Source organism: Limimaricola litoreus, from assembly GCF_024159025.1.
GTDB classification, from domain to species: domain Bacteria; phylum Pseudomonadota; class Alphaproteobacteria; order Rhodobacterales; family Rhodobacteraceae; genus Limimaricola; species Limimaricola litoreus.
Genome location: NZ_JAMYXC010000287.1, coordinates 1 through 16005, shown reverse-complemented (window position 1 = coordinate 16005; position 16005 = coordinate 1). Strand labels below are relative to the sequence as shown.

Annotated in this window: 16 protein-coding genes; 13 read left to right on the top strand and 3 right to left on the bottom strand. The window is 69.0% G+C overall.

The genetic code is table 11. The features are described 5' to 3' along the window. Window positions 1-1254, bottom strand: a 1254-nt coding sequence (locus NHG85_RS17705) for a capsule polysaccharide biogenesis protein (protein WP_253334899.1), incomplete at its 3' end; no start/stop codon positions are given. Between the two features lie 148 nt (window positions 1255-1402). Between NHG85_RS17705 and NHG85_RS17700 the strand changes: the two genes are divergently transcribed. The 7 genes from NHG85_RS17700 to NHG85_RS17670 all read left to right on the top strand — a co-directional run bounded on the left by NHG85_RS17700 (window position 1403) and on the right by NHG85_RS17670 (window position 8669). Then, window positions 1403-2008: a riboflavin synthase gene (locus NHG85_RS17700; protein ID WP_253334898.1), complete on the top strand. Its 606-nt coding sequence runs from the start codon at window positions 1403-1405 to the stop codon at window positions 2006-2008. A 128-nt stretch (window positions 2009-2136) separates the two neighbouring features. Further along, window positions 2137-2922 (top strand): ribose-5-phosphate isomerase RpiA, encoded by a 786-nt coding sequence (rpiA, locus tag NHG85_RS17695; RefSeq protein ID WP_253334897.1) that lies wholly within the window; start codon window positions 2137-2139, stop codon window positions 2920-2922. Window positions 2923-2935: 13 nt separating this feature from the next. Continuing rightward, window positions 2936-4381, top strand: a complete 1446-nt coding sequence (locus NHG85_RS17690) for an FAD-dependent oxidoreductase (protein WP_253334895.1) — start codon at window positions 2936-2938, stop codon at window positions 4379-4381. An 80-nt stretch (window positions 4382-4461) separates the two neighbouring features. Then, window positions 4462-5658: an FtsH protease activity modulator HflK gene (gene hflK, locus NHG85_RS17685; RefSeq protein ID WP_253334893.1), complete on the top strand. Its 1197-nt coding sequence runs from the start codon at window positions 4462-4464 to the stop codon at window positions 5656-5658. Window position 5659: 1 nt separating this feature from the next. After that, window positions 5660-6799, top strand: coding sequence for a protease modulator HflC (hflC, locus tag NHG85_RS17680; RefSeq protein WP_253334891.1), 1140 nt, complete (start codon window positions 5660-5662; stop codon window positions 6797-6799). Next, window positions 6796-6990 carry a DUF2065 family protein gene (locus tag NHG85_RS17675; protein ID WP_253334889.1) on the top strand — a complete coding sequence of 65 codons (195 nt, stop codon included), beginning with the start codon at window positions 6796-6798 and terminating at the stop codon, window positions 6988-6990. The genes hflC and NHG85_RS17675 overlap by 4 nt, the downstream gene beginning before the upstream one ends. A 179-nt stretch (window positions 6991-7169) precedes the next feature. Beyond that, entirely contained in the window at window positions 7170-8669 is a 1500-nt protein-coding gene (locus NHG85_RS17670; RefSeq protein ID WP_253334888.1) for a Do family serine endopeptidase, read from the top strand. Between the two features lie 54 nt (window positions 8670-8723). Here the strand turns inward: NHG85_RS17670 and NHG85_RS17665 are convergent, their stop codons facing one another. Continuing rightward, window positions 8724-9221 carry a peptidoglycan-binding domain-containing protein gene (locus NHG85_RS17665; RefSeq protein WP_253334886.1) on the bottom strand — a complete coding sequence of 166 codons (498 nt, stop codon included), beginning with the start codon at window positions 9219-9221 and terminating at the stop codon, window positions 8724-8726. 187 nt (window positions 9222-9408) lie between these two features. Here NHG85_RS17665 and NHG85_RS17660 point away from each other — a divergent pair, with 187 nt between their 5' ends. The 6 genes from NHG85_RS17660 (at window position 9409) to NHG85_RS17635 (ending at window position 15528) form a co-directional block, all read left to right on the top strand. Then, the gene (locus tag NHG85_RS17660) at window positions 9409-9732 is read left to right on the top strand and encodes a 2Fe-2S iron-sulfur cluster-binding protein (RefSeq protein ID WP_253334881.1); all 324 of its coding nucleotides are present in this window, start codon (window positions 9409-9411) and stop codon (window positions 9730-9732) included. Then, window positions 9732-11018, top strand: coding sequence for a DNA-processing protein DprA (locus tag NHG85_RS17655; RefSeq protein ID WP_253334879.1), 1287 nt, complete (start codon window positions 9732-9734; stop codon window positions 11016-11018). Before NHG85_RS17660 ends, NHG85_RS17655 begins: the two co-directional genes overlap by 1 nt. Window positions 11019-11119: 101 nt before the next feature. After that, window positions 11120-13834 (top strand): type I DNA topoisomerase, encoded by a 2715-nt coding sequence (gene topA / locus NHG85_RS17650; protein WP_253334877.1) that lies wholly within the window; start codon window positions 11120-11122, stop codon window positions 13832-13834. Between the two features lie 95 nt (window positions 13835-13929). Further along, window positions 13930-14625 (top strand): CoA transferase subunit A, encoded by a 696-nt coding sequence (locus NHG85_RS17645; RefSeq protein WP_253334876.1) that lies wholly within the window; start codon window positions 13930-13932, stop codon window positions 14623-14625. A gap of 2 nt (window positions 14626-14627) precedes the next feature. Beyond that, the gene (locus NHG85_RS17640; RefSeq protein ID WP_253334874.1) at window positions 14628-15254 is read left to right on the top strand and encodes a 3-oxoacid CoA-transferase subunit B; all 627 of its coding nucleotides are present in this window, start codon (window positions 14628-14630) and stop codon (window positions 15252-15254) included. Next, window positions 15247-15528 (top strand): GNAT family N-acetyltransferase, encoded by a 282-nt coding sequence (locus NHG85_RS17635; protein ID WP_253334872.1) that lies wholly within the window; start codon window positions 15247-15249, stop codon window positions 15526-15528. The genes NHG85_RS17640 and NHG85_RS17635 overlap by 8 nt, the downstream gene beginning before the upstream one ends. Before the next feature lie 2 nt (window positions 15529-15530). Here NHG85_RS17635 and NHG85_RS17630 read toward each other — a convergent pair. Beyond that, a partial coding sequence (locus NHG85_RS17630; protein ID WP_253334871.1) for a lytic transglycosylase domain-containing protein occupies window positions 15531-16005 on the bottom strand: 475 nt, incomplete at its 5' end.

The window sequence follows — 16005 nt, the reverse complement described above, 5'->3', positions numbered from 1 at the left end:
GACCCGGCCGGTGCGCAGCGCGTCGTAGGGGTCTTCGGCGACAAGCATCATGTCCGCGACCTGCCGCAGCAGCCGCCGGCGCCCGCCCGAGGAATAATAGCCGCCAGAGACCTGGCTGGTTTCGAGCAGGAAGCGCCGGTAGTCGCGGTAGGCGCGCCGATCCGGGCGCTGCGGGGCGGCGAAGAACTCGGCCAGCGGCTGGGCCGAGGCGAGGTCGGGCTTGGAATAGACGGCGCGGCCGAAGGCCTTGAGCGGGATGCCGCGCCACAGCACCTGCTGCCCGGCGGTGGAGTTCACCGTGACGGCGGTGCGCGCGGCGTCGAGCAGACGCGCCAGCTTGCCGCCGCGCAGGTAATGCACCCGGTCGGCCATGCCATGCGCGCGGGCCGCCTCGCGGATGATGCGCTTGAGCGGGGCCTGGCCGTTTTCCAAAGGATGCGCCTTGAACACGAGGTGATGGTGTCGCGGCGCGCCCCGGGCGAAGCCCTCGATGACCAGTTCGAGAAACTCCGACATCTTCGTGAAGGGCGAATGCGCCTGGAAGCTGGCGTCGTGTTCGAGCTGCAAGAGCGCCAAGTGGTAGGGATAGCCGCCCCGACGGATTCGCCCGGTGGCGATGATCCGGTCGAGCGCGATCAGCGGCATCAGCAGGAGCCGGGTCGTATAAAGCCGCGCTTCGGTCGAAAGCGGCAGCGCGCGATGAGCGCGGAACCCCTCGTAGCCGCGGTTTCGAAACAGGACGAACCAGTGGTAGAGTGCGCCGTAGAAGACATGCTGGCGCATGTCGCCCCAATGGGCCGGGGCCTCGACGATCTCGGGGTCCGAGCGTTCCAGTGCCACGCGCATCTCGTCGATGCCGATATCCATCAGCCGCGAATGGCCATTGGTGCCGCCGCGCTCGTAGGTGACCCACCAGGGCCGCAGGTAGCCCTCCTCGAAGACATGCACGGTGAGCCCGCGGGCCCGTGCCGCCGCAATGGCGGCGGCATGAACGGGGCGGGTGTCGCCGTAGAGCACGATGTCGGTGATGCCGTGGGTCTCGATCAGCGCCGCGACCGTCTCGGGCCAATCCTCGGCGCGGCCGCGGTAGGGGATGTAGCTCGCCCGGTCGCGCCAGAAGGCCGCGTCGCCCGCGTTGAAGCCGACGCGAAGGGTCCGCGCCCCGGCCGCGCGCAGCATCCGCGCGAGCCTCTGGAAGAAGGGCCCGTGCGGCCCTTGAAGGAAGAGGAATCGTCTGTCGGCGGGATCGGTCATGATGCGGGCCATTATGGCGGGGCGATCCCTTTCGTTTCGCAAAGGCGTCTGGCCCTTTTATGGCGCGGCGATGGCGCGGGGAAGGGCGCGGTATTGTATGGCGGGCCCCGCGTCTCTAGGTCTTGGCGGGCAAGACAGGAGCGCACCCATGTTCACAGGCATCATCACCGACGTCGGAGAGATTCTCGACGTGGTGCAGGAGGGCGACCTGCGCGCCCGCATCGCCACCGGCTACGACCCCGAGACCATCGACATCGGCGCCTCGATCGCCTGCGACGGCGTCTGCCTCACCGTGGTGGCGCTGGGCCGTGAGCCCCGCAACTGGTTCGACGTGCAGATCTCGGCCGAGACGGTGGCGCGCACCAACATCGGCCGCGATGGCTGGCGGCCGGGCAAGCGGCTCAATCTCGAACGCGCGCTCAAGGTTGGCGACGAGCTGGGCGGGCATATCGTCTCGGGGCACGTGGACGGCGTGGCCGAGGTGGTCTCGGCCCAGACCGAGGGCGACAGCCTTCGGGTGCGGTTTCGCGCGCCGGACGCGCTGGCGAAGTTCATCGCGCCCAAGGGCTCGGTCGCGCTCAACGGCACCTCGCTCACCGTCAACGAGGTCGAGGGCGCGGAGTTCGGCATCAACCTGATCCCGCACACCCGCGAGGTGACGAACTGGGGCGAGATCGCCCAGGGCCAATCGATCAACCTCGAGATCGACACCATGGCGCGCTATGTCGCGCGGCTGCGCGACTGGGACGCCTGATCTCGTCTCCTGCTTCGGGAGCCGGGCCGGCGCGCGGGGCGGCGGCGGACGATTGCCCCTCGCAGGCGCGCGCCTTCTTTCCTATAACCGGGCCCATAACTGGGGGGAGACCCGCGAGGAGGCGCCCGATGGCCAAGACATTGTCACCCGTTGAAAAGGCGAAGTTCGTCGCCGCCAAGCAGGCGAGCCGCCTCGTCGAGGACGGCATGCGCGTCGGCCTCGGTACCGGTTCGACCGCCGAATGGCTGGTGCGCTGCTTGGGCGAGATGGTGCGCGACGAGGGGCTGCGCATCCGCGCCGTGCCGACCTCGCGCCGCACCGCCGATCTGGCGCGCGAGCTGGGGATCGAGGTGGTCACGCTCGAGGAGGCGGGCTGGCTCGACCTGACCATCGACGGCGCCGACGAGGTCGATGGCGAGCTGAACCTCATCAAGGGCGGGGGTGCGGCGCTCTTGCACGAAAAGATCGTGGCGACGGCGAGCGACCGGATGGTCGTCATCGCCGATGCGGCCAAGCGGGTCGAGACGCTGGGCGCCTTTCCCCTGCCGGTCGAGATCATCCCCTTTGGCTGGCAGGCGACCAAGGTGCTGGTCGAGGAGACGATGGTGGGGCTCGACGTGCTGGGCCGCGAGGTGGCACTTCGCATCAAGGATGGCGAGGCGGTACGCACCGACGAGGGCAATCATATCCTCGATCTGCATCTCAACCGGATCGGCAATGCGCGCCAGCTCGGCCTCGCGCTCAACCAGATCGCGGGCGTGGTCGAGAACGGGCTTTTCGTCGACATCTGTGACGCGCTCGTGATCGGGCATGGCGATGGCCGCGTCGAGAGCTACGATCTGCACGGAGAGGCGGAGGAGACGCAGTTCGACTTCCTCGCCTCCGACAACATCTTCACCGACATTTCCGACTAGGACAGACCTTCTTATGGCATTCGACTATGATCTCTTCGTGATCGGCGGCGGCTCGGGCGGGGTGCGCGCCGCGCGCACCGCCGCCGCCACCGGGGCAAGCGTGGCGCTGGCCGAGGAGAGCCGCATGGGCGGCACCTGCGTGATCCGCGGCTGCGTCCCGAAAAAGCTCATGGTCTATGCCTCGGGCTATGGCGAGGTGTTCGACGAGGCGCGCGCCTATGGCTGGGAGATCGGCGAGGGCCGCTTCGACTGGCGCCCCTTCCGCGAAAAGCTGCATGCCGAGCTCGACCGGCTGGAAGGCGTCTACCGCCGCCTGCTCGACGGTTCGGGCGTCGAAATGTTCGACACCCGCGCCAAGCTCGCCGATCCGCACACCGTGGAGTTCGCCGACGGCACCCGCAAGACTGCCAGGCACATCCTAGTGGCGACCGGCGGGCGGCCGGTGCGGCCCGACATGAGGAACGCGCATCTGGGCATGGTCTCGGACGACATCTTCGATCTGGAGACCCTGCCGAAATCGATCCTGATCGTCGGCGGTGGCTACATCGCCTGCGAATTCGCCAACATCCTGCACGGGCTTGGCGTGAAGGTGACCCAGTTCTACCGCGGCGCGCAGATCCTGCGCGGCTTCGACGACGAGACGCGTGGGCTGATCGCGGATTCGATGCGCGAGCGCGGCATCGACCTGCACCTGGGGACCAACGTGGTCGAGATGTGCCCCGAGGCCGAGGCGGGCGACCCCGCGCGCCAGCACGGCACCAATTCCGACGCCGCCGGCGCCGGCGCCAGCCTGCCCGAGGCCGAGCGCGGCACCAAGCAGCCGGTCTGGGTCAAGGCGACCAATGGCGACGAGGCGGTCTATGACGCGGTGTTCTTCGCCACCGGCCGCAAGCCCAACACCGAGGGGCTCGGGTTGGAGGAGGCCGGGGTCAAGCTCGCCCGCGGCGGCGCGATCGAGGTGGACGAGTACAGCCAGACGGCCTGCCCGTCGATCTATGCCATCGGCGACGTGACCGACCGGGTGAACCTCACCCCCGTGGCGATCCGCGAAGGCATGCAGTTCGTCGAGACGGTGTTCAAGGGCAACCCGACCCCGGTGGATCACGCGCTGATCCCGTCGGCGGTCTTCACCCAGCCCGAGCTGGGCACCATCGGCCTGACCGAGGAGGCCGCGCGCGAGATCGAACCGGTCGAGGTCTATTGCTCGTCGTTCAAGCCGATGCGCTCCTCCTTCGCCGGATCGAACGACCGGGTGCTGATGAAGCTGATCGTCTCGATCGAAACCCGCAAGGTTCTCGGCTGTCATATCGTCGCACCCGAGGCGGGCGAGCTGATCCAGCTGGCGGGCATCGCGGTCAAGATGGGCGCGACGAAAGAGGATTTTGACCGGACCGTGGCGGTGCATCCGACCATGGCCGAGGAGATCGTCACCATGCGCGAGCCGGTGCGGCGTTCTTGAATAGCGGGCGTCAGCCCACACATGCGACACGTGGCGGGTGAAACCGGCACGGGGGAAACCAACAAGGGAACAGTGGCTTCATGGCTGGAAACAACGGCGGCCCCTGGGGCGGCGGCGGCGGCGGGCGCGGACCTACCGGCGGCGTGGATGACGACAGGCGGCCCGGCGGCCCGCAGCGGCCGCGCAGGCCCGGCGAAAGCCCGCAGATCGACGATCTGATGAACAAGGGCCGCGAACAGCTTCGCGTACTCATGGGCGGCGGTGGCGGCAATCGCGGCACCGGGTCGGGCGGCAATGGCGGTCCGGGTTTTCGCATGTCGCGCGGGACCATCGGTCTCGTGGCCGCGGGCGCTCTGGTGTTGTGGGGCGTGATGTCCTTTTACACCGTGCGGCCCGAAGAGCAGTCGGTCGAACTGTTCCTGGGCTCCTACTCCTCCACCGGCAGCCCCGGTCTGAACTTCGCGCCCTGGCCGCTGGTCACGCATGAGGTCGTCAACGTCACCTCCGAGCGGACCGAGAACATCGGCATCGGGCGCGACAATGACGGTCTGATGCTGACCACCGACGCCAATATCGTCGACATCGGCTTCCAGGTCGTCTGGAACGTGTCCGACCCGGCCAAGTTCCTGTTCAACATCCGCGATCCGCAGCTCACCGTGCAGGCGGTGTCCGAGTCCGTGATGCGCGAGATCATCGCCGCATCGAACCTCGCGCCGATCCTCAACCGCGACCGCGGGCTCATCGCCGACACGGCGATGGAATCGATCCAGGCGACGCTCGACGCCTACGAGAGCGGCATCAACGTGGTCCGGGTCAACCTCGACCGCGCCGACCCGCCGTCGGAGGTGATCGACGCCTTCCGCGACGTGCAGGCCGCCGAGCAGGAACGCGACCGGCTGCAGCGTCAGGCCGACGCCTATGCCAACCGCGTTCTCGCCGAGGCGCGCGGTCAGGCCGCGCAGACCATCGAACAGGCCGAGGGCTACCGCGCCCAGACCATCAACGACGCTCTGGGTCAGGCCAGCCGCTTCTCGGCGGTGCAGGACGAATACGCGCAGGCGCCCGAGGTCACGCGCCGCAGGCTCTATCTCGAATCGATGGAGCGGGTGCTGGGCGATGTCGACAAGATGGTGCTCGACCCCTCGATCGCCAGTGGCGGGCAGGGCGGCGGCACCGGCATCGTGCCGTTCCTGCCGCTGAACGAGCTGGGCCGCCAGTCGGGCAACAGCCAGCAGGGCGCGGCCGCGTCCTCCAACACCAACGGGCAGGGGAACTGAGATGAAGAAGACCGCATTCCTGCTTCCCGCCCTGGTCGTCGCCGTGGCGGTGATCCTGTCGTCCATCTACGTCGTGGACGAGCGCGAAAAGGCGCTGGTGCTGCAGTTCGGCCAGATCCGCCAGGTCAAGGAAGAGCCCGGCCTCGGGCTCAAGATCCCGCTGATCCAGGAGGTCGTGACCTATGACGACCGGATCCTGTCGCTCGACACCGACACCATCGAGGTGACGCCCTCGGACGACCGCCGCCTCGTGGTCGACGCCTTCGCGCGCTACCGCATCTCGGACGTGGTGCAGTTCCGCCAGGCCGTCGGCGTGGGCGGCGTGCGCGCCGCCGAGGACCGGCTCTCGTCGATCCTCAACGCGCAGATCCGCGAAGTGCTCGGTGCCGACCAGGTGACCTCGGACACGATCCTCTCTTCGGACCGCCGGACCCTGATGAACCGGATCCGCGAGCAGGCGCAGCGCTCGGCGCAGGGTCTCGGCATCGACGTGGTCGACGTGCGGCTCAAGCAGACCAATCTGCCGAGCCAGAACCTCGACGCGACCTTTGCCCGGATGCGGGCCGAGCGCGAGCGCGAGGCCGCCGACGAGATCGCCCGTGGTAACGAAGCCGCGCAGCGTGTGCGCGCGCTGGCCGACCGGACCGTGATCGAGACCATGTCCGAGGCCGAGCGCGAGGCGCAGGTGACTCGAGGCGAAGCCGACGCCGAGGCCAACGCGATCTTCGCGGGCGCCTACAGCGCCGATGCCGAGTTCTTCGACTTCTACCGCTCGCTTCAGGCCTATGAGCGGGCGCTGCAGGGCTCGAACTCGACCATGGTGCTGACCCCCGACAGCGCCTTCTTCGACTACCTCTACAATGACGATCTGCCCGAGGGCGTGACCCCGGCGCCTGCGCGCGAGCGCGGCCCGCTCGATGGCGGGATCGAGGAAGAGCCCGCGTCGGGCGATGTCGATGCCGGCGTCATCCGGCTCGACAGCCTGCAGGTGCGCCAGGGCGAGGACGGCGCCGTCGTCTTCTCGACCCAGGAGGGCGAGATCGACGCGCAGGCCGAGGCCGAGGCCGCGGCCGAAAACCAGGCCGAAACGCTAACGCCGCGGGTGATCCTGCCCGAAGACGGCGCGGTGGCGGTGCAGTGACGCCGATCCTGCTGGGCCTCGGCCTAGTGCTCGTGGTGGAGGGGCTGGCCTGGGCGCTGGCCCCTTCGCTGCTTGTGAAGATGCTCGAAACCCTCAGATCCATGCCGCCCGAGCAGCGCCGGATGGCGGGGCTCGTCACGCTGGCCTTGGGCGTGGCACTGTTGTGGATGGCGCGGCTGACCACGCTGTAAGGCGGGCCCGGCCCATGTTACAGCCCGTCACACCGCTTTGACGGCGCGCGACGGGGGCTTGAGTTGCCTCTCGCACCTCTTAGGTTGATGGTCTGCGCCGACCGAAGCGGCCCTCGACGGGGCGGTTTCGATGCACCGGACGAAACAGGAGTGTGCCCGTGAACGCCAAGACCAGATCCATGTCCCTTGTCCTCCCCACCCGCGCCGTTTCGGTGCTGGCCCTGGGTGCGGCGCTGGGGCTGAGCCAGGTGGCTCCGCTCGCCGCCCAGGATACCGCCGTCACCCCCGATGCCGAAGCGCAGAGCACGGCCGACGCGCCCGACGCCGCGCGCCCGCTGACCTTTGCCGATCTGGCCGAGCAGGTGAGCCCCGCGGTGGTCAACATCACCACATCGACCATGGTCTCCGCGCCCGCCGGGCCGCAGGGCATCGTGCCCGAAGGCTCGCCCTTCGAGGAGTTCTTTCGCGAGTTCCAGGACCGCGGCGAAAGCGCGCCGCGCCGCTCCTCGGCGCTGGGCTCGGGCTTCGTGATCTCGGCTAACGGTTACGTTGTGACGAACAACCACGTGATCGAGGGCGCCGACGAGATCAACATCGAGTTCTTCTCCGGCAAGACGCTCGAGGCCGAGGTGGTGGGCACCGATGCCTCGACCGACATCGCGCTTCTGAAGGTCGAGGGCGAGGATCTGCCCTATGTCGAGTTCGGCGACAGCACCGGGCAGGGCGCGCGCGTCGGCGACTGGGTCATGGCGATGGGCAACCCGCTGGGGCAGGGCTTCTCGGTCTCCGCGGGCATCGTCTCGGCCCGTGGCCGGGCGCTCTCGGGCACCTATGACGATTACATCCAGACCGACGCCGCCATCAACCGCGGCAACTCGGGCGGCCCGCTGTTCAACATGTCGGGCGAGGTGATCGGCGTGAACACCGCGATCCTGTCGCCCAACGGCGGCTCGATCGGCATCGGTTTCGCCATGTCCTCGGACGTGGTGACCGAGGTGGTCGACCAGCTGCAGGAGTTCGGCGAAACCCGGCGCGGCTGGCTCGGCGTGCGGATCCAGGACGTGACCCCCGACATGGTCGAGGCGATCGAGGGGCTGGACGGCGCGGAGGGCGCGCTCGTCACCGACGTGCCCGAAGGCCCGGCGATGGAGGCCGGCATGGAGGCCGGCGACGTGATCCTGAGCTTCGACGGCAACGATGTGCCCGACACCCGCGAGCTGGTCCGCATGGTCGGCCGCGCCCCGGTGGGCGAAGAGGTGCCCGTCGAGGTGCTGCGCGGCGGCGAGACGGTCGAGCTGGCGGTGACGCTGGGCCGCCGCGAGGAGGCCGAGAGCGCCGTGCCGGCATCGGCGCAAGGCTCTGGCGACGGGGCCGAGATCGAACTGTTCGGCCTGACGCTTTCGGAGATGACGCCCGAACTGCGCGAGCAGCTCGAACTGCCCGAAAGCGCCGAAGGCCTCGTCGTGACCGACGTGGACCCCGCCTCGAACGCCGCCGAGAAAGGCGTCGTCGCCGGTGACGTGATCACCGAGGCCGGCCAGCAGCCGGTGACCTCGGTGGCCGATTTCGAAGCCCGCGTCGAGGAGGCGCGCGAGGCGGGGCGCAAGTCGCTGCTCTTGCTGGTGCGCCGCAGCGGTGATCCGCGCTTCGTGGCGCTGGGGCTCGAAGAGGCCGAGTGAGCCTTTCTCGGGAGTTTGCCGGGAAAGGGCGCCTTCGGGCGCCCTTTTCGCGTCTCAGCCCTGGTTCATGATATCGAGCTGATCCGGCGTCAGCGCCCGGATGCCGAGCCGCTGCGCCGAGGCCAGCGACAGCACCGGGCTGTCGGGCCCGCCGCTGCCGCGCTGAAACGCCTGCACGGCATCAAGTGTCACCGCGTCGAGCTGCCCGGTCACCGGGCCGGGGTGAAACCCCCGCGTCACCAGCGCGCGTTGCAGCGTTTCGACGAAGGCGGGGGTGAACTCGGGCGGGCAGAGCGTCTCGAATTTGACTACCCGTCGCTCACGCAGGATTTCCTGGCGCATCACGCTGCGGTAGCGCGCGGGGCCCTCGCCCGGCTCGCGGATCTGCTCGCGCACGGTCTCGATCACCGCCGGGGTGGTGTCGTAGCCGAAACAGCGCCCCCGGGCGTCGGTCTCGATTTCGGCCGCCATGAAGGCGGGGAGCTCCGGCGGCGCAGGGCTGCAGGCCGCGAAGGGCAGGGCCAGCGGGAGGGCGAGCAGGAGGCGGAACATCGGTCACCGGTGGTGGTTGTCGCCCGAGCCTAGCCGCTGCGTCCCGCCCCGGAAAGCGCGCGGCGCGCATGGCGGCGGGCCGTGACACGCAAGACGCAACACATCATGCGGCGCGCGTCCCTCAGGCTCTGGCACGCCCCGCGCGCCTCGCCTAGACAGGGGAAGACCGCGAATGAAGGAGCCGAGCATGGCGAAGATCACCTATATCGAACACGACGGCACCGAGCATGTCGTCGACGTGGCTGCCGGCCTGACCGTGATGGAGGGCGCGCGCGACAACGGCATTCCCGGCATCGAGGCCGATTGCGGCGGCGCCTGCGCCTGTTCGACCTGCCACGTCTATGTCGATGCCGACTGGGTCGCGAAGCTCCCCGAGAAGGACCCGATGGAAGAGGACATGCTCGAATTCGCCTATGAGCCGGACGAGACCCGCTCGCGTCTGACCTGCCAGCTCAAGGTGTCCGACGCGCTCGACGGGCTGCGGGTGCAAATGCCCGAGCGCCAGATCTGATGCGCAGGAGCGCGGCTCTTGCCGGTCTCCTCGCGCTGGCGGGGCCTGCCGGGGCGCAGGGGCTGGCCGAGGCGCGCTTTTCCGAACCCACCACGCGGTATGCGCATGGGGTCTTCGGGGACACCGAGGAATGGGGCGCGCTGGAGATGACGACCGAAGCCGGCGCGCGGCACCGGATCCGCCTGCCCAAAGCCCGGGTCTTCGAGGATACGGCACCCCGGCTGGCCGATGTCGACGGCGACGGCGGGCGCGAGGCGGTGGTGGTCGAGACCGACGCGGCGCTGGGCGCGCGGCTCGCCGTCTATGGCTCCGACGGTCTGCTGGCGGCGACGCCTTTCATCGGCACGCCGCATCGCTGGCTGGCACCGCTGCCGCCGGCCGATCTCGATGGCGACGGGCGGGTGGAGCTGGCCTATGTCGATCGGCCGCATCTGGCGCGCGTGCTGCGGGTCTGGCGGCTTGAGGCGGGGGAGCTGGTGCAGCTGGATGCGCTGGAGGGGCTGACGAATCACCGCTTCGGCGCGCCCGAGATCGCGGGCGGCCTGCGCGATTGCGGCGATGGCCCCGAATGGGTGCTGGCCGATGCGGGCTGGGTCGTGGTTTCGGGCCTTGCGCGCGGCATCGACACGGCGGCGCATGAGGCTGCGCTCGGCCGCGGCACCATCGCGGTGACGGCGGGCGGCGTCGATGTCACCTACCCGCCCGAAAACGCCGATCTGACGGCGCGCATCGCCCGCGACGGGCTGATCCTCTCCGAACAGCCGGTGGGCCGCGCGCCGCAGGCGCGCCATTTCCCGGCGCGCAACCGCATCGTCGCGGGGCTGTCGCACTGTGTCGTCGTGGTCGAGGCCGCCGCACGCTCGGGCAGCCTGATCACCGCACGCGCGGCGCTGGAGGCGGGCCGCGAGGTGCTCGCCGTGCCCGGCCACCCCTTCGATGCGCGCGCCGGTGGCTGCAACATGCTGATCCGCGACGGCGCGGCGCTGGTGCGCGGCGCCTCCGATGTGCTCGATCTCATGGGGCGGAGCGCGCCCGAGCCCGAAGCGCGGGCGCCCAGCGCGCCATGCGCTCCCCTGCCGGACGCCGAGGCCGACGGCGACCTTGCCGCGCAGATCATGGACCGGCTGGGGGCCGCGCCGCTGGCCGAAGACCAACTGCTGCGCGACATGCGCTTGCCCGCGGCAAGGCTGTCGCAGGCGCTGGTCGATCTGGAGCTGTCGGGCCGTGTCGAGCGGCAGCCGGGCGGGCTTCTGGTGCGCCGCGATCTGGCGCAGGCCGCGGGCTGAAGGAGGGACAGGGCCACCGTCACGGGGCGCATTGACATTGTCGTGGGCCCCACCACATGTTGCCCGCCCAAAGCGCCCCTCCCCTGACCCGAGGATTCCCCATGCCCGTCGTCGTCGTCGAATCTCCGGCCAAGGCCAAGACGATCAACACTTATCTCGGCTCGGGCTACACCGTCCTCGCCTCCTATGGCCATGTGCGCGACCTGCCGCCCAAGGATGGCTCGGTCGATACCGAGAACGATTTCGAAATGCGGTGGGAGATCGGCACCGACAGCCGCAAGCACGTGAAGGCGATCGCCGATGCGCTGAAGGACGACCCGAACCTGATCCTCGCCACCGACCCCGATCGCGAGGGCGAAGCGATCTCATGGCACCTTCAGGAGGCGCTGACCAAGCGCAAGGTGCTCAAGAAGGACACGCCCGTCAGCCGCGTGGTGTTCAACGCCATCACCAAGAAGGCCGTGACCGAGGCGATGCAGAACCCGCGCGAGGTCGATGCGCCCTTGGTGCACGCCTATCTCGCGCGCCGCGCGCTCGACTATCTCGTGGGCTTCAACCTCTCGCCCGTGCTGTGGCGCAAGCTGCCGGGCGCCAAGTCGGCGGGCCGGGTGCAGTCGGTCTGCCTGCGGCTCATCGTCGAGCGGGAGATGGAGATCGAGGCTTTCGATCCGCGCGAATACTGGAGCGTGAAGGCGCAGCTCACCACCCCGCGCGGGCAGGAGTTCGAGGCGCGGCTCACCGTGCTCGCGGGCAAGAAGCTCGACCGCTTCGACCTCTCGGACCGCACGCAGGCCGAGATGGCGGTGCAGGCCGTGGCCTCGCGCGAGCTCACCGTCGCCTCGGTCGAGGCCAAGCCCGCGAGCCGCAACCCCTCGGCCCCTTTCATGACCTCGACCCTGCAGCAGGAGGCCAGCCGCAAGTTCGGCATGGGCGCGCGGGCGACGATGTCGGCGGCCCAAAGGCTCTACGAGGCGGGGCACATCACCTACATGCGGACCGACGGCATCGACATGGCGCCCGAGGCGGTGATGGCCGCGCGCGACGAGATCAAGTCGCGCTACGGGGAGCAGTATGTCCCCAAGAGCCCGCGCATGTACAAGAACAAGGCCAAGAACGCGCAGGAGGCGCACGAGTGCATCCGGCCCACCGACATGTCGCGCGACGCGGGCAAGCTCGCCCGGCTCGAACCCGAGCAGCGCAAGCTTTACGATCTGATCTGGAAGCGGACGCTGGCCTGTCAGATGGAGGCCGCGCGGATGGAGCGCACCACCGTCGACATCGCCAGCCGCGACGAACAGGTGGTGCTGCGCGCCACCGGTCAGGTCGTGCTGTTCGACGGCTTCCTCAAGGTCTATGAAGAGGGCCGCGACGACGTCGAGAGCGACGACGACCGCCGCCTGCCGCAGATCCATCAGGGCGAGCCCGCCAAGTTCGCCTCCGGCACGCTGAAGGGCGCCTTTGCCAAGGCGACCGAGGAGAACAAGGAGGCTGCGGTGCTTGGCGGCCCCGAGGCGGTGCTGGCGCTGCAGCACCACACCCAGCCGCCGCCGCGCTACACCGAGGCGACGCTGGTCAAGCGCATGGAAGAGCTCGGCATCGGTCGCCCCTCGACCTATGCCAGCGTGATCGGCACGATCCAGGACCGCGACTACGTCACCAAGGACAAGAACCGGCTGATCCCGCAGGACAAGGGCCGGATCGTCACGATTTTCCTGCTCAATTTCTTTAAGCGCTACGTGGAATACGACTTCACCGCGAGCCTTGAGGAGCAGCTCGACGACGTCTCGGCCGGCAAGGCCGATTACAAGGAGCTGCTGGCGCGGTTCTGGCGCGATTTCTCGGCGGCCATCGCCGAGACCTCCGAGCTTCGGATCACCGAGGTGCTCGACGTGCTTGATGATGCGCTGGCGCCGCAGCTCTACCCGCCCCGCGAGGATGGCAGCGACCCGCGCCAGTGCCCGCAATGCGGCACCGGCCAGCTGCACCTCAAGACTTCGCGGACGGGGGGTTTCGTCGGCTGCGGCAACTATCCCGAATGCCGCTACACCCGCCCGATCGGCGGCGATGGCGCCGACACCGGCGCCGACCGGGTGCTGGGCGAGGATGGCGGCGACGAGATCTGGCTCAAGACCGGGCGCTTCGGCCCCTATGTCCAGCGCGGTGAGCCGACCGAGGAGCAGCCCAAGCCGCAGCGCGCCTCGCTGCCCAAGGGCTGGCAGGCGGATGCGATGGACCTCGACAAGGCGCTGACGCTGCTGTCGCTGCCGCGCTTCGTCGGCAACCACCCCGATGACGGCGAGCCGATCGAGGCCGGGCTCGGGCGCTTCGGCCCCTTCGTCAAGCATGGCAAGCTCTATGCCAATCTCAAGGAGGTCGACGAGGTCTTCGAGATCGGCATGAACCGCGCGGTCGAGGTTCTGGCGCAGAAGGCCGCGGGCCGCGCCGGGCGCGGCGCGGCCGCCAAGGCGCTCAAGGAGCTGGGCGAGCACCCCTCGGGCGGCGCGCTCTCCGTGATGCCGGGGCGCTACGGGCCATACGTGAAGTGGGAAAAGGTCAATGCGACCCTGCCCAAGGACGTGGAGCCCGAAGCGGTGACGCTGGAGCAGGCGATCGCTCTGGTCGATGAGAAGGCCGCCAAGGGCGGCAAGAAGAAGGCCCCGGCCAAGAAGGCGGCGGCGAAAAAGCCCGCCGCCAAGAAACCGGCGGCCAAGAAGACCGCGGCGTCCAAGACCACGGCCAAGAAGGCCCCCGCCAGGAAGACGACGGCGAAGAAGGCGGAAGCCGCCGACAAGGCCCCTGACGAAGCCGCCGAATAGGCAAATCGCCGCGCCGCCTGCTGCGGCGCGGCATCCGCATTGACTTCGCCTCCGCCGGGCGCAAGTCTCGCCCCCGTGACAACAGGGGGAGACGCATGAAAAAGATTTATCCGGACGCGGCCGCCGCTCTCGACGGGCTACTGTCCGACGGGATGCTGATCGCCGCCGGGGGCTTCGGCCTTTGCGGCATTCCCGAGCTGCTGATCGCCGCCATCCGCGACGCGGGCACCAAGGATCTCACCTTTGCCTCGAACAACGCGGGCGTCGATGATTTCGGGCTCGGCCAGCTTTTGCAGACGCGGCAGGTGAAGAAGATGATCTCGTCCTACGTGGGCGAGAACGCCGAATTCATGCGCCAGTATCTTTCGGGCGAGCTGGAGCTGGAATTCGCGCCGCAAGGCACGCTCGCAGAGCGGATGCGCGCCGGCGGCTCGGGCATTCCGGGTTTCTACACCAAGACCGGCGTCGGCACGAAGGTGGCCGAGGGCAAGGAAGAGAAGGTTTTCGACGGCGAGACCTACATCCTCGAGCGCGGCATCGTAGCCGACCTGTCGATCGTCAAGGCCTGGAAGGCCGACGAGACCGGCAACCTCGTCTTTCGCAAGACGGCGCGCAACTTCAACCCGCCCGCCGCGATGTGCGGCCGCATTTGCGTGGCCGAGGTCGAGGAGATCGTGCCCGCCGGATCGCTCGACCCCGATCACATCCACCTGCCCGGCATCTATGTGCACCGGCTGATCCGGGGCGAGCACGAAAAGCGCATCGAACAGCGCACCATCAGGGAGGCTTGAGCATGGCCTGGGACCGCAAGCAGATGGCCGCGCGCGCCGCGCAGGAGCTCGAGGACGGCACCTATGTGAACCTCGGGATTGGCATTCCGACCCTCGTGCCGAACTACATCCCCGAAGGCGTGCACGTGACGCTGCAATCGGAGAACGGCATGCTCGGCATGGGCCCCTTCCCGACCGAGGAGGAGATCGACCCCGATCTCATCAACGCCGGCAAGCAGACCATCACCGAGCTGCCGCACACCGCCTATTTCGACAGCGCCACGAGCTTTGGCATGATCCGTGGCGGCAAAATCGCCATGGCGATCCTCGGTGCGATGGAGGTGGCCGAGAACGGCGATCTGGCGAACTGGATGATTCCCGGCAAGCTGGTGAAAGGCATGGGCGGGGCGATGGACCTCGTCGCCGGCGTCGGCCGCGTGGTGGTGGTGATGGATCACACCAACAAGGCGGGCGAGTCGAAGCTGCTGAAATCCTGCAGCCTGCCGCTCACCGGCACCGGCGTGGTCGACCGTGTGATCACCGGGCTCGGCGTGCTCGACGTGGTCGAGGGCGGGCTTCGGATCGTCGAATGCGCGCCCGGCGTGACCGAGGACGAGATCCGCGCCGCGACGGAGGCGACCATTGTCTGAGGTCATTCGCGAAGGCGGCCCCGAAAGGGGCCGCTATGTGCTCGACCTCGGCGACGGGGCGCAGGCGGAGCTGACCTGGGTGGCGCGGGGCGACACACGGGTCGCCACCCATACCGGGGTGCCGCGCGCGCATGAAGGGCGCGGCCATGCGAGCGTGCTCGTCGCGGCGATGGTCGAGGATGCAAAGCGCGAGGGCTTCCGCATCGTGCCCGCCTGCTCCTATGTCGCGGTCTGGGCACGGCGGCACCCCGAGGCGGCAGAGCGGTTCGCCTGAGTTCAGAGCCGTCCGGCGGCGAAGACGCAGCCATCGCTCATCAGCACCGGCGGCGTCAGGCACAGCCCCCGCGCCACGCTCCAGGCGGCCAGCACCTTGGGCACATAGGCGCGGGTTTCGGCATAGGGTGGCACGCCCGCATTGTCGCGCACCGAGCCCTCGCCCGCGTTATATCCCGCGAGCGCGAGGATCGGATCGCCTTTGAAATGGCCCAACAGCCAATCGAGATAGGCGATGCCGCCGCGAATGTTCTCGGCGGCGTCGCGGCGGTCCATGACGCCGAATCGCGCCGCCGTGGCCGGCATCAGCTGCATCAGCCCCTGCGCGCCCGCTGAGCTGACCGCATCCGTGCGCCCGGCGCTTTCCACCGAAATCACCGCCAGCGCCAGAGCGGGCGAGACCTTGGTCCCGATGGTGAGCCGCATGATATCCGCACCGTGCAGGCGGGCGATCTGCTGCATGGGCTGCAGCCGCGGC